Source organism: Bacillus sp. FSL R5-0443, assembly GCF_038608285.1.
GTDB classification, from domain to species: Bacteria; Bacillota; Bacilli; order Bacillales; family Bacillaceae; genus Bacillus; species Bacillus velezensis.
The window spans coordinates 3634840-3656328 of sequence record NZ_CP152013.1 but is presented as its reverse complement, the minus strand read 5'-3'; the positions used below and the strand labels follow the sequence as shown (position 1 = coordinate 3656328).

General features: G+C 45.0%; 19 protein-coding genes. 15 read left to right on the top strand and 4 right to left on the bottom strand.

The window, feature by feature from the left end; genetic code table 11:
- Nucleotides 1-6: 6 nt before the first annotated feature.
- From fliS to ftsX, 10 genes are all read left to right on the top strand, one after another.
- The gene (fliS, locus tag NYE28_RS18430) at nt 7-408 is read left to right on the top strand and encodes a flagellar export chaperone FliS (RefSeq protein ID WP_003151407.1); all 402 of its coding nucleotides are present in this window, start codon (nt 7-9) and stop codon (nt 406-408) included.
- Nucleotides 408-752, top strand: coding sequence for a flagella biosynthesis regulatory protein FliT (gene fliT / locus NYE28_RS18425; RefSeq protein WP_007407472.1), 345 nt, complete (start codon nt 408-410; stop codon nt 750-752). The genes fliS and fliT overlap by 1 nt, the downstream gene beginning before the upstream one ends.
- A gap of 9 nt (nt 753-761) precedes the next feature.
- Nucleotides 762-1139, top strand: coding sequence for a hypothetical protein (locus NYE28_RS18420; protein WP_003151412.1), 378 nt, complete (start codon nt 762-764; stop codon nt 1137-1139).
- A 194-nt stretch (nt 1140-1333) separates the two neighbouring features.
- Nucleotides 1334-1900 (top strand): ribosome-associated translation inhibitor RaiA, encoded by a 567-nt coding sequence (raiA, locus tag NYE28_RS18415; protein ID WP_003151413.1) that lies wholly within the window; start codon nt 1334-1336, stop codon nt 1898-1900.
- 166 nt (nt 1901-2066) lie between these two features.
- A complete protein-coding gene (gene secA, locus NYE28_RS18410) occupies nt 2067-4592 on the top strand; it encodes a preprotein translocase subunit SecA (RefSeq protein WP_007407469.1) in 2526 nt (841 codons plus the stop codon).
- 74 nt (nt 4593-4666) lie between these two features.
- Nucleotides 4667-5768, top strand: a protein-coding gene (gene prfB / locus NYE28_RS18405; RefSeq protein WP_096034905.1) for a peptide chain release factor 2 whose coding sequence is annotated in 2 segments (ribosomal slippage) — nt 4667-4738 and nt 4740-5768 — 1101 coding nt in all. Because the reading frame shifts where the segments join, the coding sequence is not laid out codon by codon here.
- 169 nt (nt 5769-5937) lie between these two features.
- Nucleotides 5938-6786, top strand: coding sequence for a YitT family protein (locus tag NYE28_RS18400; RefSeq protein ID WP_053574004.1), 849 nt, complete (start codon nt 5938-5940; stop codon nt 6784-6786).
- Nucleotides 6787-6821: 35 nt separating this feature from the next.
- Entirely contained in the window at nt 6822-7163 is a 342-nt protein-coding gene (cccB, locus tag NYE28_RS18395) for a cytochrome c551 (RefSeq protein WP_007614074.1), read from the top strand.
- Nucleotides 7164-7381: 218 nt separating this feature from the next.
- Entirely contained in the window at nt 7382-8068 is a 687-nt protein-coding gene (gene ftsE, locus NYE28_RS18390; RefSeq protein WP_007407465.1) for a cell division ATP-binding protein FtsE, read from the top strand.
- The gene (gene ftsX / locus NYE28_RS18385; RefSeq protein WP_007407464.1) at nt 8061-8951 is read left to right on the top strand and encodes a permease-like cell division protein FtsX; all 891 of its coding nucleotides are present in this window, start codon (nt 8061-8063) and stop codon (nt 8949-8951) included. The genes ftsE and ftsX overlap by 8 nt, the downstream gene beginning before the upstream one ends.
- Before the next feature lie 46 nt (nt 8952-8997).
- On the opposite strand, the gene NYE28_RS18380 is transcribed toward ftsX, so the two are convergent.
- Nucleotides 8998-10404 (bottom strand): right-handed parallel beta-helix repeat-containing protein, encoded by a 1407-nt coding sequence (locus tag NYE28_RS18380; protein WP_342490205.1) that lies wholly within the window; start codon nt 10402-10404, stop codon nt 8998-9000.
- 167 nt (nt 10405-10571) lie between these two features.
- On the opposite strand from NYE28_RS18380, the gene NYE28_RS18375 reads away from it, so the two are divergent.
- The 5 genes from NYE28_RS18375 to NYE28_RS18355 all read left to right on the top strand — a co-directional run bounded on the left by NYE28_RS18375 (nt 10572) and on the right by NYE28_RS18355 (nt 16133).
- Nucleotides 10572-11972 (top strand): S41 family peptidase, encoded by a 1401-nt coding sequence (locus NYE28_RS18375; protein WP_342490204.1) that lies wholly within the window; start codon nt 10572-10574, stop codon nt 11970-11972.
- A 372-nt stretch (nt 11973-12344) separates the two neighbouring features.
- On the top strand, nt 12345-12698 hold the full coding sequence (swrA, locus tag NYE28_RS18370; RefSeq protein ID WP_012118562.1) for a swarming motility protein SwrAA: 354 nt from the start codon (nt 12345-12347) through the stop codon (nt 12696-12698).
- 74 nt (nt 12699-12772) lie between these two features.
- On the top strand, nt 12773-13963 hold the full coding sequence (locus tag NYE28_RS18365) for a S1C family serine protease (protein WP_337681155.1): 1191 nt from the start codon (nt 12773-12775) through the stop codon (nt 13961-13963).
- Between the two features lie 278 nt (nt 13964-14241).
- Nucleotides 14242-15309: a DUF3810 domain-containing protein gene (locus tag NYE28_RS18360; RefSeq protein ID WP_337681156.1), complete on the top strand. Its 1068-nt coding sequence runs from the start codon at nt 14242-14244 to the stop codon at nt 15307-15309.
- 50 nt (nt 15310-15359) lie between these two features.
- Complete coding sequence (locus tag NYE28_RS18355) at nt 15360-16133, top strand: thioesterase domain-containing protein (RefSeq protein WP_094031324.1); 774 nt, start codon at nt 15360-15362, stop codon at nt 16131-16133.
- Between the two features lie 611 nt (nt 16134-16744).
- Here NYE28_RS18355 and NYE28_RS18350 read toward each other — a convergent pair.
- The 3 genes from NYE28_RS18350 to NYE28_RS18340 all read right to left on the bottom strand — a co-directional run bounded on the left by NYE28_RS18350 (nt 16745) and on the right by NYE28_RS18340 (nt 21254).
- Entirely contained in the window at nt 16745-18082 is a 1338-nt protein-coding gene (locus NYE28_RS18350; protein ID WP_342490203.1) for an MFS transporter, read from the bottom strand.
- Entirely contained in the window at nt 18055-18678 is a 624-nt protein-coding gene (locus NYE28_RS18345; RefSeq protein ID WP_015240677.1) for a TetR/AcrR family transcriptional regulator, read from the bottom strand. The genes NYE28_RS18350 and NYE28_RS18345 overlap by 28 nt, the downstream gene beginning before the upstream one ends.
- Before the next feature lie 71 nt (nt 18679-18749).
- Nucleotides 18750-21254 carry a PEP/pyruvate-binding domain-containing protein gene (locus NYE28_RS18340; RefSeq protein ID WP_337681158.1) on the bottom strand — a complete coding sequence of 835 codons (2505 nt, stop codon included), beginning with the start codon at nt 21252-21254 and terminating at the stop codon, nt 18750-18752.
- Nucleotides 21255-21489: the final 235 nt, after the last annotated feature.

The window sequence follows — 21489 nt, the reverse complement described above, 5'->3', positions numbered from 1 at the left end:
ATAAAAATGGCAATAAATAATCCTTTTGCTGCTTATCAGCAGACATCCGTCTTTACAGCCGCTCCGGAAGAGCTGACCCTTATGCTTTATAACGGCTGCCTGCGATTCATTAAGCTGGCCAGGCAGGCGATGAAGCAAAACAACCTTGAAGCCAAAAATGAAAATATCGTAAAGGCGCAAAACATCATTCAAGAGCTCAGCATCACGTTAAACCGGGAGATTGAGATTTCTGAACAGATGTCATCCATTTATGATTACATCCGCCGCCGGCTGATCGACGCGAACGTGCAGAATAACGGAGAATTTTTAGATGAAGCGGAAAAACTCGTTACTGAATTTCGCGACACGTGGAAGCAGGCCATGCAGAGTGAACGGAAAAACAGCCATGGCGCGGGCGGCCTTGCCTGATGAACAGCAATGTCTTTTCTTTGTATAACGAAACGAAGAACATGTACGCCGCACTGAAGGACGCCCCGGAAAGCGACGGTCTTATCAGCAGCGTTACGGCATTTACGGAGAAAAGGGAGGAGATGCTTGCGGGCATAAAGCCGCCTTTTTCCGAAGAAGAAAAAACGCTGCTTCAGCAGGTGGCCGCGATGGACCGTCTGATTACCGGCGAAGTGAAACGGATTCAGGATGGTATCCGAAATGAAATAAAAACGCTTAAGAAAAAACGAATCTACCATAATACGTATTTCAATCCGTATCATCAAACGACAAGTGACGGCCGTTATTACGACAAACGCAAATAGGTGAGTGTTTTGAGAAGTTTGAACGATTACCATTTGGTGTCAGCCTATTACCAGCTTCTTTTTACGATTGATGAGGGGCTTTGCTACCTGTTGGACACGCAGGATGATTTTTTTAAGACGGAGGGCGAGCGGATTTACAATGATTTGATTCAGGCTTTTTTTCATCTCGATTCCTCTCATGCGCTTCTGCTGTCTATCATTGAGTGCCGATGCGTGGAGACGGCGATCCGCTCATTTGACGAGATCTTTCAGGATTTCAGCATGTTAAATGATTATGATTTCCCGTCCGCACCTTTTCAGGAGTTTTTAAAAACCATCTTTCTGCCGCATTATAAGCTGTGGATGGAGCAGACGCACGACTGCATCAAACCGTATGTTCTTCACTAGACCTGCTGCAAGCGGCAGGTCTTTTGCCTGCGTCCTCCGCATATACTTATAATCCTGGCGGAAGCTGCCGGATAAAACCGACACCATTCGTCATCGTTCACCGAATTTACACATTATTTTAACGTTTCAGCAGGGATCAGAAGGGGTAAAAGAGAAATAGTTACATATCCTTAGATAAAGGGAGGCGTTCTTTGATGAACTACAATATCAGAGGAGAAAACATTGAGGTTACACCTGCGTTAAAGGATCATGTGGAGAGAAAAATCGGCAAGCTGGAGCGATATTTCGAGCAGAGCGTCAATGCCGATGTGAACGTCAACTTAAAATTCTATAATGATAAGGAATCCAAAGTTGAAGTCACCATTCCGATGACTGATCTGGCGCTTCGTTCTGAAGTGCATAACGAGGATATGTACAATGCAATTGATCTCGCAACAAACAAGCTGGAACGTCAAATCCGAAAGCACAAAACAAAAGTCAACCGAAAATTCCGCGAGCAGGGTCTTCCGAAACATTATTTCGAGAACGGCAGCGCTGCTGATACGGGCGTAGCGGTTCAGGACGAAATTGAAGATGACAGCCCGGAAATTGTCCGTCAAAAGCGTTTTAATTTAAAACCGATGGATAATGAAGAAGCGATTCTCCAAATGAATATGCTCGGACATAATTTCTTCGTATTCACCAACGCGGAGACGAATCTCACAAACGTCGTTTACCGCAGAAATGACGGCAAATACGGATTAATTGAACCGACTGAATAAACCCATCCAGCCTTCCGTGAACGCGCGGAAGGTTTTTCTCTATCTTTACCTGCAAATTCTTTGGAAATGGCAAAAGGTATGTTATGATAATGAGAGGTATACATGGACAGAAAATTATCATTTATTCCATGCAAAATCTGCATGTGAACATAGAGGAGCGTTATAGATGCTTGGGATTTTAAATAAAATGTTTGATCCGACCAAACGTGCGCTGAACAAATACGAAAAAATAGCAAATGACATTGATGCCGTAAGAGGAGATTATGAAAATCTCTCTGACGAGGCGCTTAAACATAAAACGGCAGAATTTAAAGAGCGGCTTGAAAAAGGAGAAACGACGGATGACCTTCTTGTCGAAGCGTTTGCCGTCGTTCGTGAAGCTTCCCGCCGCGTAACCGGCATGTTCCCGTTTAAAGTGCAGCTGATGGGGGGCATCGCCCTTCATGAGGGGAACATTTCCGAAATGAAAACAGGGGAAGGGAAAACGCTGACGTCCACGCTTCCCGTGTATTTAAATGCGTTGACGGGAAAAGGCGTTCACGTCGTAACGGTCAACGAATATCTGGCGAGCCGTGATGCCCAGCAAATGGGAGAGATTTTTGCGTTTCTCGGGCTTACAGTCGGCCTGAACCTGAATTCGATGTCAAAAGACGAAAAACGCGAAGCTTACGCAGCCGATATCACGTATTCAACGAACAATGAACTCGGCTTTGATTATTTGCGTGACAACATGGTGCTCTATAAAGAACAAATGGTGCAGCGCCCGCTTCATTTTGCCGTTATTGATGAAGTCGATTCAATTTTAGTCGATGAAGCGAGAACGCCATTGATTATTTCCGGACAAGCTCAGAAGTCCACAAAACTGTACGTGCAGGCAAATGCGTTTGTCCGCACACTCAAGAAAGATCAGGATTATACGTATGACGTCAAAACGAAGGGCGTTCAGCTGACGGAAGAAGGAATGACGAAGGCTGAAAAAACGTTCGGCATCGACAACCTGTTTGATGTCAAAAACGTGGCCTTGAACCACCATATCAACCAGGCTTTAAAAGCCCATGCGGCGATGCAGAAAGACGTGGATTATGTTGTTGAGGACGGCCAAGTCGTCATCGTTGATTCCTTCACCGGCCGTCTGATGAAAGGACGTCGCTACAGCGAAGGTCTTCACCAGGCAATTGAGGCGAAAGAAGGCCTGGAGATTCAAAATGAAAGCATGACATTGGCGACGATTACGTTCCAAAACTATTTCCGTATGTACGAAAAGCTGGCCGGTATGACCGGTACCGCAAAAACGGAAGAGGAAGAATTCCGCAATATTTATAACATGCAGGTTGTATCCATCCCGACCAACCAGCCGGTCATCCGTGACGACCGTCCGGACTTGATCTACCGCTCAATGGAAGGGAAATTCAAGGCGGTGGCGGAGGATGTCGCCCAGCGCTACATGACCGGACAGCCGGTTCTTGTCGGTACGGTTGCCGTTGAAACGTCTGAATTGATTTCTAAACTTCTGAAAAACAAAGGGATTCCGCATCAGGTGCTCAATGCCAAAAACCATGAGCGTGAAGCTCAGATTATTGAGGAAGCGGGACAAAAAGGCGCTGTCACGATTGCGACCAACATGGCGGGACGCGGAACCGACATTAAACTCGGCGAAGGCGTAAAAGAGCTTGGCGGCCTTGCAGTCGTCGGTACGGAACGCCACGAATCCCGCCGGATTGACAATCAGCTCCGCGGACGTTCAGGACGTCAGGGAGACCCGGGCATCACACAATTTTATCTTTCAATGGAAGATGAATTGATGCGCCGTTTCGGAGCTGAACGGACGATGGCGATGCTTGACCGGTTCGGTATGGATGACTCCACGCCGATTCAGAGCAAAATGGTGTCACGCGCTGTGGAATCATCTCAAAAACGTGTCGAAGGAAACAACTTTGATTCACGTAAACAGCTTCTTCAATATGACGACGTGCTCCGTCAGCAGCGCGAAGTCATTTACAAGCAGCGTTTTGAAGTCATTGACTCTGAAAACCTGCGTGACATTGTGGAAGGCATGATCAAGTCTTCTCTGGAGCGTGCGATTGCGGCTTATACGCCGAAAGAGGAGCTTCCGGAAGAATGGAATCTTGACGGCCTCGTGGAGCTGGTGAATTCAACGTATCTTGATGAAGGCGCGCTTGAAAAGAGCGATATCTTCGGAAAAGAACCGGATGAAATGCATGAGATGATCATGGATCGCATCATGACAAAATATAATGAAAAAGAAGAGAATTTTGGCACAGAGCAGATGCGTGAATTCGAAAAAGTCATCGTATTGCGTGCCGTCGATTCAAAATGGATGGATCATATTGATGCGATGGATCAGCTGCGTCAAGGGATTCACCTTCGCGCCTATGCGCAGACAAATCCGCTGCGTGAATACCAAATGGAAGGTTTCGCTATGTTTGAGCACATGATTGAGTCCATTGAGGACGAGGTTGCGAAATTCGTCATGAAGGCCGAGATTGAAAGCAATCTGGAACGCGAAGAAGTTGTTCAGGGCCAAACGACGGCTCATCAGCCGCAGGACGGCGATGAGGCCAAACAAGCGAAAAAAGCGCCGGTCCGCAAAGTTGTGGATATCGGACGTAACGCGCCTTGCCATTGCGGAAGCGGAAAAAAATATAAAAATTGCTGCGGCCGGACAGAATAGTCTCGACTGTATGAAGCGAACATGACCGGGTCTGCGTCTTATGGCGCCCCGGATCTTTTAATGAGGTGAATGGAATGGAATTATCAGAAATCAGGGCAGAGCTCGAAAATATGGCTTCTCGTTTAGCGGACTTCAGGGGGTCTCTTTGACCTCGAATCAAAGGAAGCCCGCATTGCAGAATTAGATGAAAAGATGGCGGAACCGGAATTCTGGAATGACCAGCAGAAGGCCCAAACCGTCATCAATGAAGCGAACGGTCTGAAAGAATACGTGAACTCCTATCATCAGCTGAGCGAGTCTCACGAAGAGCTGCAAATGACACATGATCTTTTAAAAGAAGAACCTGACCAGGACCTTCAGCAAGAGCTTGAAAAAGAGCTGAAGTCATTAACGAAGGAATTGAATGAATTTGAGCTTCAGCTGCTGCTCAGTGAACCATATGACAAAAATAACGCGATTTTAGAACTTCATCCGGGGGCCGGCGGTACGGAATCCCAGGACTGGGGTTCCATGCTGCTCAGAATGTATACCCGCTGGGCGGAAAGACGCGGTTTCAAAGTTGAAACGCTTGATTATCTCCCGGGAGATGAAGCAGGAATTAAGTCAGTCACACTGCTTATTAAAGGCCACAATGCATACGGCTATTTAAAAGCGGAAAAAGGCGTACACCGCCTCGTGCGGATTTCTCCATTTGATTCATCAGGCCGCCGTCACACGTCATTCGTGTCTTGTGAAGTCATGCCTGAATTCAATGAAGAAATCGACATTGATATTCGTACCGAAGATATTAAAGTTGATACGTACCGGGCGAGCGGTGCCGGCGGACAGCACGTCAATACGACTGATTCAGCCGTTCGGATTACCCACCTCCCGACAAATGTAGTCGTCACGTGCCAGACGGAACGTTCACAAATCAAAAACCGCGACCGGGCGATGAAAATGCTCAAAGCGAAGCTGTATCAGCGCAGAATTGAAGAACAGCAGGCGGAGCTTGACGAAATCCGCGGCGAACAGAAAGAAATCGGCTGGGGCAGCCAAATCCGCTCGTACGTCTTCCATCCGTACTCCATGGTGAAAGATCACCGCACCAATACGGAAATGGGGAACGTGCAGGCGGTTATGGACGGAGATATCGATATCTTCATTGACGCCTATTTACGTTCTAAACTGTCGTAATCCGGGAACACACCTGCCTTTGGCAAGGTGTGTTTTTTTATCCGTTCTCTTTTTCCATTTTTCACAACAGCGCTTTAGCAAATTAATACGGTATTTGGCTGTTATTTACTTCTAAGCCGGGAAGACTTAAAATGCTATCGAGAGAAAATCGGAGAACGGAGGATTTTGCATGGATGTGAATCACAATAAGCCGCTCCGTCTGATCAAAGATTATATATACATCATGATCGGCGCGGCGATTACGGGGATCGTGTTTAACGTATTTTTGCTGCCGAACCGTATAGCAGCGGGGGGAGTAAGCGGGATCAGCACCATTTTAGAAACGTTTGGTTTTGAACCGGCTTACGTGCAGTGGATTATTAACATCCCTTTGTTTATCGCCGGAGTGGTCATTCTCGGCGGGAAGTTCGGAATGAAGACACTGGTCGGTTCCATCGTTCTGCCGCTCGCCGTCTATTTAACAAGAGATCTGCCTGCCGCGACGACCCATGAACTGCTGGCGGCGATTTTCGGAGGCGTCGGGATCGGAACGGGAATCGGCATCGTGTATCTCGGCAAAGGCTCCACGGGGGGAACGGCTCTGGCGGGGCAGATCATTCACAAATACACGGGGCTTTCGCTGGGAACGTGCCTTGCCATCATGGACGGATTAATTGTGCTGAGCGCGATGCTCGTTTTCGGAGTGGAGCAGGGACTGTATGCGATGCTCGGGGTATTTATTTCAAGCAAAACGATTGATGTCGTGCAGGTCGGGTTCAACCGTTCCAAAATGGCTTTAATCATTACGCAGCATGAAGAAGCCGTCAGATCGGCTGTGTTTAAAGAAATCGACAGGGGTGTGACGAAGATTTCCGCAGTCGGCGGGTATACGGAACATGACCGGCCGATCTTAATGTGTGTCGTCGGCCAGACCGAATTCACAAAACTGAAACAAATCGTCAAACAAATTGATGAGTCAGCCTTTGTTATTGTCGCAGACGCAAGCGAGGTGCTCGGCGAGGGTTTCAAACGCGCGTAAACGGGGTTATAATAGCGAAGGGGTGCATCTTACATATGAAATCAAAATGGGCGCTGCTGGCGCTGGTTCTGACCATGTCCGTCCTGCTGGCGGCATGCGGCGGATCCAATGAATCGAAAAAAGAAAGCTCTGACAGCTCAGGCGGATCAAAAGCTTCTGCGTCAGCAGGAGAAGAGCTTTATCAGCAAAGCTGTATCGGCTGTCACGGAAAAGACTTAGAAGGCGGCGGAGGCCCGAATTTACAGGAAGTCGGCGGGAAGTATGATGAAGCTAAAATTGAAAGCATCATTAAAAACGGACGCGGCAATATGCCGAGCCATCTTGTAAATGATAAGGAAGCCGCTGAGATCGCAAAATGGCTGTCACAGAAAAAATAACAGAAAAACCTTGCCTGTTATAGGGGCAAGGTTTTTTCACGGTCTGGGAATGAAAAGAAACTGTAATAGTAATATGTCTAAATTTGACGTATAATGAAGTGTACTGAGGAAAAGGAACTTTCAGATTTTTCATCTGTTTCCTGGTAAATCGGCCATAAACCGCTGTACGTTTGCGAACTCTATGGCTGCAAGACATAATTAAAAGATTAGGTGATTTCATGATAGAGATGAAAGAAGTATATAAATCCTATCCGAACGGTGTAAAAGCGATTAACGGGCTGTCAGTCATGATTCATCCCGGAGAATTTGTATATGTCGTGGGACCGAGCGGAGCCGGTAAATCTACTTTTATTAAAATGATTTACAGAGAAGAAAAGCCGACAAAAGGGCAAATATTGATTAATCATAAAGATCTCGCGTCTGTGAAAGAAAAAGAGATTCCTTTCGTGCGGCGTAAAATAGGTGTTGTTTTCCAAGATTTCAAACTTCTTCCGAAATTGACGGTGTTTGAAAACGTCGCGTTTGCACTTGAGGTGATCGGAGAGCAGCAGTCAGTCATTAAAAAACGCGTGCTCGAAGTGCTCGATCTTGTGCAGCTGAAGCATAAAGCGCGGCAGTTTCCCGACCAGCTTTCCGGAGGAGAACAGCAGCGTGTTTCCATCGCAAGATCCATCGTCAACAATCCTGACGTCGTGATAGCTGACGAACCGACGGGCAACCTTGATCCGGTAACATCATGGGAAGTCATGAAGACGCTGGAAGAGATTAATAACCGCGGAACGACCGTCGTGATGGCGACACACAATAAAGAAATAGTAAACACCATGAAGAAACGGGTCATCGCGATCGAAGACGGAATTATTGTGCGTGATGAGTCAAGAGGGGAGTATGGTTCTTATGATTAAAATTCTCGGGCGCCATTTGCGTGAGAGTTTTAAATCTCTCGGAAGAAACACATGGATGACATTTGCATCCATCAGTGCCGTTACCGTTACATTGATTTTGGTCGGCGTGTTTTTAGTCATTATGCTGAATTTAAACAACATGGCTAAAAATGCTGAAAAAGAAGTGGAAATTAAAGTATTAATCGATCTGACATCTAATAAGAAAACGCAGGATACGCTGCAGAATGAGATTAAAGACATCTCGGGAATCCAAAGCGTAGAGTTTTCATCTAAAGATAAAGAGCTTGATCAATTGGTCAAAAGCTTCGGCGACAGCGGAAAGGCCATGAAAATGCAAGATCAGGAAAACCCGCTGAACAACGCGTTTATCGTCAAAACGACAGATCCGCATGATACGCCGAAAGTCGCGAAAAAAATTGAGAAGCTGGATCATGTGTATAAAGTGACATACGGGAAAGAAGAAGTCAGCCGTCTGTTTAAGATCGTCGGGGTGTCACGCAACATCGGGATTGCGTTAATCATCGGCCTTCTGTTCACGGCGATGTTCTTAATTTCAAATACGATTAAAATCACGATTTTCGCCAGAAGAAAAGAGATTGAAATCATGAAGCTTGTCGGCGCGACAAACTGGTTTATCCGCTGGCCGTTCTTCCTGGAAGGGCTGCTGCTGGGGGTATTCGGTTCTATCATACCGATCGCTCTCGTGCTGAGTACGTACCAGTCGATGGTCGCTTGGGTGGCCCCGAAAGTTCAGGGATCATTTGTTTCACTTCTGCCGTACAGTCCGTTTGTGTTTCAAGTATCACTTGTGCTCATTCTGATCGGCGCGGTTATCGGAGTATGGGGAAGTCTGACTTCCATCCGGAAATTCCTTCGTGTATAAATACAAAAGCCAGTCTGATATAGACTGGCTTTTTTTAATGGTTTCGTTACTGAATGACGGGCAGGGCCGGTGATCCGGGCTTTAATGTAAAGTCATAAGATGATTCGTCACGGTACATCGGGTCCGCATAAATGGAATCCGAATCGTTTGCCGTTCCTTTTTTGTACGCTGTGAATGAATCATATTCTCTGTTCTTCCAATTCCAAATGCCGTCTTTTCCCGCTTCTTTGTGATAGACGTTATGATTAACGGTATTGCCTTCGTTTTTCGTATAATCATTTGCGATAAAAATCCGTGAACCGCTTGCCGTCATGATGTTTTTTTCGATCGTGTTCCCTTTTGTGCCGTACTGCAGCAGCAGCTGGCCGCCGTCAAGGTCCTTCGTGTCATTTCGATACATAATGTTATGAGCGATCACCGAATTGATGGTGCCGCCGCGTTTCGTGTCATAGCCTCCGATTGAAATACCGGTGTAAGCATTGCCGTACACCTTGTTATTCGTAATCCGGATATCTCGTGCGTATTTCCCTCTATGTTCGGAAGTGGCTTCAATGCCGAGGTCATTGTTGTAAACGGTGTTATTCTTAATGTCCACATGTTCTGCGCCGTCAACGTAAATACCGCCCGCTGAATATTCATCTCCGTAAGCGGGATTTCCGTAAGAAGAGTTATGGCTCACCGTATTGTTTTCAATGACGCCGTTTCGCGCATAGTCGTTTTGCTTGGACGTTCCTTCGTATCCGATCACGTCAATCCCGATATTGTTATTGTCCCGGATGGTATTGCCGGCAATCTTAAATCCGTCAACATTCCCGTTCAGCACGACCGCTTCGCTTGCGCCGAGCGTCAGTTTTTCAACAGTATTATTTGTGATGCTGACATCCTTCATGGCGCCTGTGCCGTAAAACGCGATGCCGTGTGCATTTCCCTCATCAGCCGTGGTTTTAATGTTTCGGATATGGTTGCCGTCAATGTTGATATGACTGCTTGATCCGGTGACGCAAATTCCCATGGCCGTCGCATCTTCTGATGATACGGAGAGGTTCTCAAGCGTAACGCCGTGAATGGTAATGTACTGTTTATTGCGGATTTGAATTAACGGAGTTTCAGAATCGCTTTTTGGCGCAGATTTGCCGCTGATTGAGACATGCTCATTCTGATAGTTCCGAAATGTAATCGGCTTTTCGGCCGTGCCGCTGTGCTTTACTTCAAACGTTTCATCGTACGTCCCTTCCCGAATCAATACGGTTGTCCCGGCCTCTGCCTTTCCAGCCGCATGTTTTAATGTGCGGAACGGCTTTTCTTTCGTTCCTTCATTTTGGTCGCTGCCTGCGGGAGAAACATACAAGGCGTCCGTCTGCGTTTTTTCATTGGCCTCTGTTTTTGGCCAGACAAAGGCGGTAATTCCTGCGGCCAGAACCGCCGCGGATAAAATCGATAATTTTATTTTCATATCGCATTCTCCTGTATATTTAATGAATTGCATACAAAATATTATACGTTACCCATATATATGTAACAATCTCGCGTTTTCATTTTTTTGTTGCTGTTACATGAATTCTTTGCAATTTACACATACTATCTCCAGGTTTTCGTAAAAGGACTAAGAGGAGGTAAACGATGAAGCAGAAAATGATCGCAGTGATAGCGGCCGTCAGCATCATGTGCGGCGGAGCCCATATTGCCGGGGCGGCACAGCCGAATTCATCAGACGCAGAAAGAAGCCGGGCAATGGAAAAAATCGAAAAAGCATATGAGCTGATCTCGAACGAATACGTGGAAAATGTAGATAACGAAAAGCTTCTTGAAGGAGCGATTCAGGGGATGCTGTCTACATTAAACGACCCTTATTCCGTTTATATGGACAAGCAGACCGCTAAGCAGTTTTCCGATTCTCTTGATTCTTCTTTCGAAGGGATCGGCGCTGAAGTCGGTATGGAGGACAATAAAATCATTATCGTATCACCGTTTAAGCAATCTCCGGCGGAAAAAGCGGGACTCAAGCCGAATGATGAAATCATCAGCATAAACGGCGAGTCAATGAACGGGAAAGGTTTAAACGAAGCCGTGCTGAAAATCAGAGGAAAAAAAGGATCGAAGGTTTCTATTAAAATACAGCGTCCGGGTACTGATAAACAGCTGTCATTCCGGATTAAAAGAGCGGAAATCCCGCTTGAAACCGTATTTGCTTCCCGCAAAGAATCAGGCGGTCATCATGTCGGCTACATCGGCATATCGACATTTTCCGAGCATACCGCCCAGGACTTCGCCGCGGCGCTGAAAAAGCTTGAAAAACAAGGGATTGACGGTCTCGTCCTTGATGTAAGAGGGAATCCCGGCGGCTACCTTCAAAGCGTCGAACAAATTTTAAAGCATTTCATCACACAAGACATGCCGTATATCCAAATTGCGGAGCGTAACGGCGATAAAAAACAATATTTCTCAACCTTAAAACATAAGAAGCCGTATCCCGTCAATGTCATCACGGATAAAGGAAGCGCCTCCGCTTCAGAAATTCTTGCGGGTGCGTTAAAAGAAGCGGGACATTATGACGTTGTCGGTGACACTTCTTTCGGTAAAGGAACGGTTCAGCAGGCCGTGCCTATGGGAGACGGGAGCAATATTAAATTGACGCTTTACAAATGGCTGACACCGAAAGGCAATTGGATCCACAAAAAAGGCATTGCTCCGACAATCGCTGTGAGCCAGCCGGATTATTTTGCGGCGGGACCGCTTCAGCTGAAACAGCCGCTTCAGCCTGATATGAACAGCGCGGATGTCAAGCACGCCCAAATCCTGCTGAAAGGCCTAGGCTTCGACCCGGGCAGAGCAGACGGCTATTTCAGCAAAACAATGAAAAAAGCCGTTCTGGCGTTTCAAGACCGGTACAAACTTGATAAAACAGCGGTCATTGATAAAAAGACAGCGGAAAAAATGAATCAGCTGATGAATGAACAGAAATCTGACGAAAAAAATGATTTACAGCTGCAAATGGCGTTAAAATCATTATTTGTAAAATAAATGAAAAGGAGGCGTTTTTTACGTCTCCTGTTTCTTTTGTCACACTCTAAAAATGAACTAAAAGACATATAATAATGTCGGTTTTGACAAGATATTAAAAAAATTTTCACATTTAAACATTTATAAAGGACAAACATTACCCGATATTTATAGAGAAGAGAGACTTTATGCCGAGTTAATATGTATTCAAAATGAAACTTTTGAAAGTTGCCTCAGTCAGTTTTAGTTCTTACAATAAAAGAAGGTTCTAATAGAGAACAGTTTTAGTTTGGCAGCTGCATTTCAGTATCGAAAGCAGAAGTGTTTGCGGCGCTTCAGCACGGCAGCTGTAATCACCCGTGCTTATCTGGATAAAAAAATGGGGGTTCACAATTGAAGAGGGCAAGTATTGTGCGTGAAAAAAAATATTATGAATTAGTGGAACAACTAAAAGACCGAACAAAAGACGTTACATTTTCATCAACAAAAGCACTAAGTCTTCTTATGCTGTTCAGCAGATACCTGGTCAATTACACAAATGTTGAATGTGTTCACGATATCAATGAGGAGTGTGCAAAGCATTATTTCACCTACTTAATGAAAAACCATAAACGTTTAGGAATCAATCTGACGGATATTAAACGGTCCATGCTTTTGATCAGCGGTGTAATCGAGGTGGAAGTCGACCACTATCTGAAAGATTTCTCTCTCTCAAATGTGACGTTGTGGATGACGGAAGAGAGATAGACGTTTGAGATATTCAAGCCAATGATTATTTGGTAGAATAGAATTAAAATGTTTGGCTTGAGGCGGTGAAAGCAATGTCTGTTCAATGGGGAATTGAACTTCTGAAAAGTATCGGTCTGTTTTTTTTGCACCCGATGTTCTGGTTTTTTATCATCATAAGTCTCGCATGCGGATATTTGCGGATCAAACGTGAACGCCATACGTTTCATACAAAAATCGCGGATATGTATGACGAGCTTATCTTTACATACATAAAAGGACTTATACCGGGTATTCTTCTCTCCATATTATTTTTTGGACTGGGAATTTCGATTCCATTCGGTCTTCTCGGCATAATCGCGGCCGTGACGGCTTTAGCTTCGCTGAGGTTCCGTATGAATTGGCTGTCATCAGCTTATATTGTCAGCGCCGGCATGTTCATTGCGTTTCTCCTTCAGTATACCCACACAGTGCCGTTTGCGGATCGGTTTCCGCAGGCATTCGGCGTGAATTGGGCATCGGCGGCCGTGTTTATGGGCCTTTTGATTATCACGGAGGGAGCGGCTGCCTGCCGTTCAGCGCATCTGAAAACATCTCCGGCGCTTGTCGTCAGCAGCAGAGGACTGCCCATCGGCCGACAATTGGCGAATCGCGCATGGCTGCTTCCGCTTTTCTTATTGGTGCCGGGCAGCGGGCTTGAGTCACACCTTTCTTGGTGGCCTGTCTTTACCGTGCCGGGCGGCTCTTTCCATTTGATCTGGATTCCTTATATCGCCGGCTTCGGACAGCGTGTGCAGGGGTCACTTCCGGAAGTCAGCATAAGGATAACGGCGAAACGTGTCATGATTCTCGGGGTTATCGTGACCGCATTCGGGGCAGCGGCCCTTTGGTGGACTCCGCTTGCCGGAGCAGCCGCTTGTATTGCGGTGCTCGGACGCCTGTTTTTATCATTAAGACAGCGGCTGAACGATAACGCGGCTCCGTTTTATTTCTCTAAGCGGGATCAGGGCTTAATGGTGCTCGGCATCATTCCGAATACACCCGCGGACGATCTTGAGCTGAAGATCGGTGAGATTATTACGAAAGTAAACGGCATCCCCGTGAAGCATGTGTCGGATTTTTATGAAGCACTTCAAAAAAACCGCGCATTTGTAAAAATGGAGATCATCGGCCTGAACGGTGAGATCCGGTTTGATCAGCGCGCGTCCTATGAAGGCGAACATCATGAATTAGGTATTTTATTCGTGCAGGATGAACACGAGCACGAAGAAATGACAGCATTATAATGTGATTTTTCATAATTATTCGGAATAGTTTCAAGAACTCCTAAACTAGATTTCAAAATAAAACAGCTAAGAAAATTATATTTTCTTAGCTGTTTTATTTTGAAATAATAAAAAAATAAATGAAGGAGAGGTATGGCTTATTGGAAAGGTTATTGCTAACTCCAAAACCTTTAGAAGATGAATCTTTAGCAGGATATATATTAAGAATAACTGATTATAATGGTTATGTTGGATAGGGGGAGTACATTATAAAAAAGCTTTTACTTAAGAGATTACCGTTGATCTCACTTGGAGTTATAGCTTATATACTGACAAAATACGCGCAGAACCATCAGGATTGGGCGGAGGAATACAGTAGGTCTGTATATCCGTTATTGTCAAAAACAGTAGGACTTGTACCTTCTTGGGTCACATTTTCTGTTAGTGAATGGCTCGTCGTGTTGGTTGTGTTACTATTTCTATTTTATATCGTTTATTATGTGCGCAAGGTCATCATGAGTAAAGGTGCACGTAGGATGGTAGTTTATCGTGGTGCTCTAGGAATCGTTACGATCTGTAGCGTGATATATTTTTGTTATACTATTTTGGGTGGAATAAACTATTACAGATATTCTTTTTTGTCTTATACCGAATATAAAGAAGAGAACTACAGCAAGGAAGAACTGGTTAAATTGAGTAAGTCACTTGCCGTTGAAATGGAATTGGCAAGGGAAAAGTTAGCGGATACTGATCTTTTGGCTCATGTACCAGAGGTTTTTGATTATTATGCACAACACGCAGTGTTCTCGATGCAAATGTTATCAAAGAAATATCCTGTTTTGGAGCATTCATATTCAACACCAAAACCAGTGGTGATGTCAAAACTAATGTCGCATGCAGGGATACATGGTATTTTTGTCCCTTTTACTTATGAATCCAATATCAATGTTAATGTGCCAGTTTTTTTGGTGCCTGCTACTATGGCGCATGAATTGGCACATCAGAGTGGTTTCATGCATGAGGATGAGGCTAATTTTATAGCTTATCTGGCATGTAAGCAGCAGGATGATCCAATGATACTATACAGTGGTTTATTTCTGGCATTTGATTATTCTATATCTGAGCTAAAGAAAGTGGATCCAGATAAGGCGTCTGATATAATGTCCAGTCTGTCCAAAGCGGTGCGGCATGATATAGAACAAAATGAGCAGTACCGGGATAAGTATGAGGGTGTTATTTCAAGTATTTCAAGAAATGTAAATGACGTATATCTGAAGGCAAATAATCAGACAGACGGTTTGAATAGCTATAGTGATATGGTGAATTTGTTGCTGGCAGAGCAGCGAGAGATAGAGAAGTACAATTAAATGTATCTTGAATACTTATAGGTTTATATAGTAATGATAGTGGGCTCAAGTTGAACATAGGAGTGAGTGAAATAAATAAAATAAAAGTAATTCCTATTCCATATGCTGGAGCGTCGGTAAATGTATTTCATGAATGGAAAAAACTATTGCCGGATAGATATGAATTGTTTATGAGTGAATTGGCTGGAAGAGGAACTCGATTCAGCGAGCCTTGCTACCAGTCTGTTGATGAAGCAAGTGAAGATATCGCCAAAAGAATAAGTGAACAATTAGAATATGACGATGAATATGTTATATTTGGACACAGTATGGGAGCCTTATTGACTTATGAGATATATTATAAACTTAAGCAAATGGGAATTAAGGAACCAAGGCATCTGTTTTTTTCTGGGCGAGATGCTCCACATATTTTTGAAAAGAGAGAAGACATTGAAAATATGACTAATGAAACTTTCTTGACAAAGGTGGAACAATATGGGGGAATACCAGAGGAGTTTTATACAAAAGAGATTATGGATATGTTTCTTCCGATTTTGCGAGCAGATTTTATAATTTTGGACAATTATAAGTTTCAGCCCAAAGCAGAAAAAATAAGTTGTGGAGTAAGCGTTTTTTATGCGGATAGCGATTTTTCGACTCATATCAATGAAATGCATAAATGGAGTGAAGTTGTTGAAGGAAACGTGAAATTTCATAAGTTTAAAGGAGAACATTTTTTTTTGAATCGGTATCCTAATGATATTGTAAATACTATTGTTAAAGATACAGAGACTCAAAATATTTACCAGGCCACCCACCTGGATCGCCTGGAAATACGGGGGTAATCTCCCCCAATAATTCTATTTTGAATTAATTCAAATGAGAGAAACGTTAAAGTCTCAAGTAGTGGTGTAAAAAAGAACTGTGCCTTTTGACAAGGGAAGCCACGGTATGATTCTACTAAAGTGACGCGACTCAACTTTAGAAGGAGGATCAATGTGTTTTGAAATATTATATTTAAAATAAATTTTATCAGTCTGAGAATCCTTCAATGATTGTTACTTAATTTTGCTTAATTATAAAAGTAATATTCAATAATTGTTTTAGTTAGGTTTTAGTAAGGAGAATTATGAAAAAAATTAAGAAAAAACATTGGAAATAATAAGCTTTCAGTTTTATTAATTATGAAAAATCACATATAAAAAGCCTGGTGCCGCTAACAACACGGCGGCCGGGCTTTTTTTACGGCCGGATTACGGCGCAAGCGGCCGAACTTGATCTGAGCTCTTAGCGATTTACATTTCCCTTTTCTCTTTTAAATAAAAAGATTCTCATAGAGCAAACGGCGTTGCGATACTCTATGCTGCGGGGAGTGCGGTGACACTTTGAGAGAGAAAAATAAGAAGGAAAACTAGAAAAGGTTCCGGAAAGCGGGTGCTCACGGAACCTTTTTTGTTTACGCCGAATGGCTTTTTTTCGTATCAACGGTTTCGCCGGATTTAATTCCAAGCGATACGAACAAGCCGATCACAGAAACTCCGATCAATATGATAAACAGAATATGAAACCCGGAGATTAAACCGATCAGTGCTGAAGAAATAATGCTTCCGAAATAACGGAAGGTGGAGAAAATCCCAGATGCGATGCCGGACATGCCCGGTTCTACCGTCGCAAGAGAAGATACCTGCATGCTCGTCAGCCCCGCACCTGACGCGATGCCTCCGACAATAAGCGATGCCATAAGAAACGGAACGGAATGGGAATAAACCAAAAGCAAAAATAAGAGATTGGCTACGGCCATCAGCCCGAAGGACAGAAAAATCATTCTTCGCGCGCCCCATTTCTGATGCAGCTGAGCTCCGCCCCAGTTGCTGGCGGACATGAAAACAGAAAAGACTGACAGCGCCATGCCTCTGTGTGACGTGTTCATGCTGAAGTGGCCGGTCATAAAGAGCGGCATAATCAATAACACGGCGTACATCATTAAATTGCTTAACAGAACCGACAGATTGGCGCTCGTAAAGGTCGTGTTTTTAAACAGGTCAAAATCAATAATCGGATGTTTCGTGCGCAGCTCCCGCCTGAAAAATAGCGGAACAAATACGAGAATGAGCAGTGCGTACACCCAATAGCCCAAAGAGCTTTCATTTTTCGTCAGAAGAATAATAGATACAATGCTTCCGGCAAGCAAAACGGACCCGATGATATCAAGCGGAGCGTCAGACGTTTCTTCTTTATATTTAGGAAACATCACTAATGCCGTCACAAGTGCGATTGCAAGAAACGGAATGTTGACCCAAAAGATCGAATGCCAGCTGAAGCTCTCAATTAAAAGAGAGCCGATAAACGGACCGAGAGCCGCGCCCAGCCCGGCACCGAGGCCGAAAAAGCCGAATACTTTCGGAAGCCGTTTTTCAGACACGACATGGCGGATGATGGCGATGCTGTTTGGCGTAAGCAAAGCGCCGCCGGCAGCCTGAAGCGCCCGGAAGAAAATCAATAAGAAAAGACTTGGCGAGAGGGCGCACCCCAATGATGCGATGAGAAAAAGGCCGACGCCCCATAAATACATTTTTTTGTTTCCGTACATATCACCGAGTTTGCCGGCAATGGGCTGTGTCACGGCCATCACGATTAAATACACGGTCACTACCCATGTGATGCTGGCAATTGATTCGCTGAATGAGCGGGAAATGGATGAAAGGGCGACTGCGATCATCGTAGAATTGATAGGAACGAGTATGGCTCCCAGCAAAAGCGAAACAATCAGCGCCCATTCTTTCTTTGAACCCATCCTTCATCCTCCTTGGAGCCGGAAAATGACCGGCCGGTAATGCCTTTCATGAAAATCTCAGTGCTGTGTTTCAGCATCGTTTCCTCAGAGAGAGTAATGACTCTTTTCCCCAGCTGCAGCCGGTGTATAAAATAACCGAAAATCATCGTCATAAAGACGTCTGCATTAGCTTCTTCACTGCCGGGGCTTATCATATTTTTCTTTGTCAGCTCCTTAAAGTAAACGATTAAATGCTTTTTCACGGATTGCGGATATACGACAATATCCTGCAGGACGTCTTCGAATAGTTCCGGTTCGCGCAGGCAGATGCGGAATACTTCTTTTTTTTGTTCCAATTGCTGAAGAAGGGTCGCGGCGAAATGAAGAAGATCCTCATACAAATCGCCTTCCGCCTTGGTGATCATGCTTTCCGGAACCGGCGTCTGCTGTTCAATCATGGCTTTCATTAATCCTTGTTTGTTTTTAAAATTACGGAAAATCGTTGCTTCGCTTACTTTTGCTTTTTCTGCGATTTCTTTTGTTGTCGCTGCGCGGTATCCTTTTTGGATGATCAGATTCATCGCGGCGTCAATAATTCTCTTGTTCGTCGTTCTCAACATGTTTCACCTCGCGTAAATACTGGCAGGACAAGTATACACCCGCCCTGCCCGTCAATAAAGAGGGAAACCTAGCATGAAGCGCGTTTGACAATCGTAATCTTGCCGTTTGTCCCGTCCACCGTGACGATATCTCCGTCGTTGAGCCTGTCAGTCGCGGCACGTGTGCCGAGAACGGCCGGGAGCCCGTATTCCCTCGCGATGATCGCCGCATGTGACAGGATGCCGCCCGTGTCCGTAATGACGGCCTTTGCATCCTGGAACAGACTGGTCCACAGCGGTGTCGTCATTTTGCAGACAAGCACGTCTCCTGTTGAAAAACGGGAAAATTCACTTGCGTCACGAATGACTTTCACCGGGCCGCTTGCGATTCCGCTTGACGCCGCAAGTCCGTAAATTTGATGTTCAGTGTTTTTTTCATCTTCTGTGATGGAGCCGGTAATCTGTTCAGCCGTTTTCAGCTGTTCCGAAGTCGGAGTCCCGAGATAAGCGGGGGCTTCAAGCAATTGATATTGCTGGAAGAGCTGTTTTCGTTCAGCGGCTTTTTCCTGCATCGGAACCGGCGACACGAGTGCTTTCTCGACTTCATCGCTGTATAAGTACCACATATCCTCCCGATCATCGATTACGCCTTGTTTTTGAAGCAGCTCGCCGATTTTCAGAAGGCAAAGGCGCGCTTTGGCGTCCAGCATCGCATCAATATAAAAATGGTGATCATCTTTGATGACGGATGAAGACAATGTCCACTGATAATAGCGGTCAAACGTCTCCCGGAAGCCGTCATCTTCAATTCTATCCATAAAGTCGGCGTAGAGCTGTTTTCGTTTTTCTATCGTTTTATGAAACTCACTGTCAAAATCGTATCCGTTCCGGACATAGTTCTGAATGTTGGCCAAAGCGAAATAAGGGTTTTCCGCCCAAGTTTCTTCAATGAGATCATGACTTTTCACAGATCTCCAGCCGTATTCCTGTAAAAATTCACCGACTTGTTCGAGAAAGCGTTTTCCCTCATTTGATTGCAGAAGCGTCTGATGCAGCTCATCGGCATGAGAAACCGTAAAGACGCGCTGCAGCTCAGGGCTGTCTTTTACTTGTCCGGAAAGCAGCCAGAGCTGTCTGTCGGTCTCCAATGACTTATTCATGACGCCAGCCAGCATTTCGTACAGAAGGGAGGTGTTTTCTTTCTCAACCTGTCCGTACATAGATTCCAGCATCATGTTTAACGCAACCTGCGGAAAGATAATATTGAAATGTTCTGCGTATCCTTTTAAATAGAAGTCTTGCAGGTTTCGGAACGCATCAAGGGCAGTCTCCGGCGTATGATGGTCTGTATGCGCCAGTTCGTCCAGCTTTTGATAAAAAGGCAGAAAGGTTTCCTGAATAATATCGTACATACGGTCAGCCAAAACGGGGAAAAGCGCTTCTAACTGTTCTGCAGGCAGCTTGTCGTCCGTCTTATGCTGTCTGGAAAAAACACGGCCCTGATGAAGTTTGACACGCTCGATTTCGATGCCCATTACAGGGAATGCCTTCGTGCTCTCTTTGAGGCCGTATTCCAAAGCCGGCACAATGAGTGAGGCGAATAACGGGCTGACGGGGCCTTCTATATTGGCCTCCATATTGAGCCAAAAATCTTTCTGATCCCGGGGCGTCATGATAAATTCCCGTTCTTCGTCTGCCGCTTTCTGATCCTGCACGATCGTTGTAATCGGCCTGGCCTGAAGCAGATACAGCTTATTTTCGGCAAATCCGAATTCAAGATCCACGGGATAACCGTACAGTTCTTCCGTCTTTATCGTCAGCATGGCAAGCTCTTTGATGCTCTCGTCATCAAGGCAGAAGCGGCTTCTCATGTCAGCGGTCGTCTCTTTTTCCGTCACGCCTTCGTCTTTAGAAACGATATACATTTCTTTTAAGCCGATTTCTTTTTCAATCTGAAATGTGTCTTTATTGACGATAAATGTGTCGGGCGTCACGCTGCCGGAGACGATTGCTTCTCCGAGACCGTAGCTCGCGCTGATCATCAGTTCTCCGTCATCGTGTGTGACGGGGTTGCGGCTGAAAATGACTCCTGAAACCTCGGAATTGATCAGCCCTTGCACGACAACGCCCATTAACGGTTCTGCGGTGTCATTGTTCATTTTCTCTTTATAGCCGCTGACCCGCGCCGAGAAGAAGGAAGCCCAGCATTCTTTCACTTTTCCGAGAAACTCTTCTTCTGTTTTGATATTTAAATAGGTTTCGTACTGGCCTGCGAAAGAAGCCCCTTCAAGATCTTCGGACGCGGAGGAGGAACGTACGGCGACAGAGGCGTATGATTCTCTCAATTCATAAAACGACGCGGTCAGTTCCTCCCGAAGCTCTTTTGAAAACGTGCCGTTCATAATGGCGCGCTCCATCTGTTCCTGATCTGCTTGAAGCCCGTTGTCTTCCATAAAACGTGTCAGGGCATTCGTCTGAATGATAAAACCGCCGGGAACGGGCAGCCCGTTTTTCGTCAGTTTAATCAGGTTCATTCCTTTTGCTCCTGCAGAGCGGCTCGATTCTTCCGCTTTTTGAAATCGCACTGAATACATGCGGCATGACCCCCTTTTTTTCTTCATCCAAGAAAAATGATAGTAAACACTATCATTACATTGTAAAGAGGGAGGAAGAAACTGTCAAAGATACAAAGACCTAAACCTTCTCATCCTTTCGGCTGAAGAAAGGTAATTCGGTTCATCTGGTTAATGGTTCAATGGATTTATATTCACATTTTTTTTGACAGATGATTGAAGACTGCTGAAAAAGGGTATTGTGATAGCAGGGGAA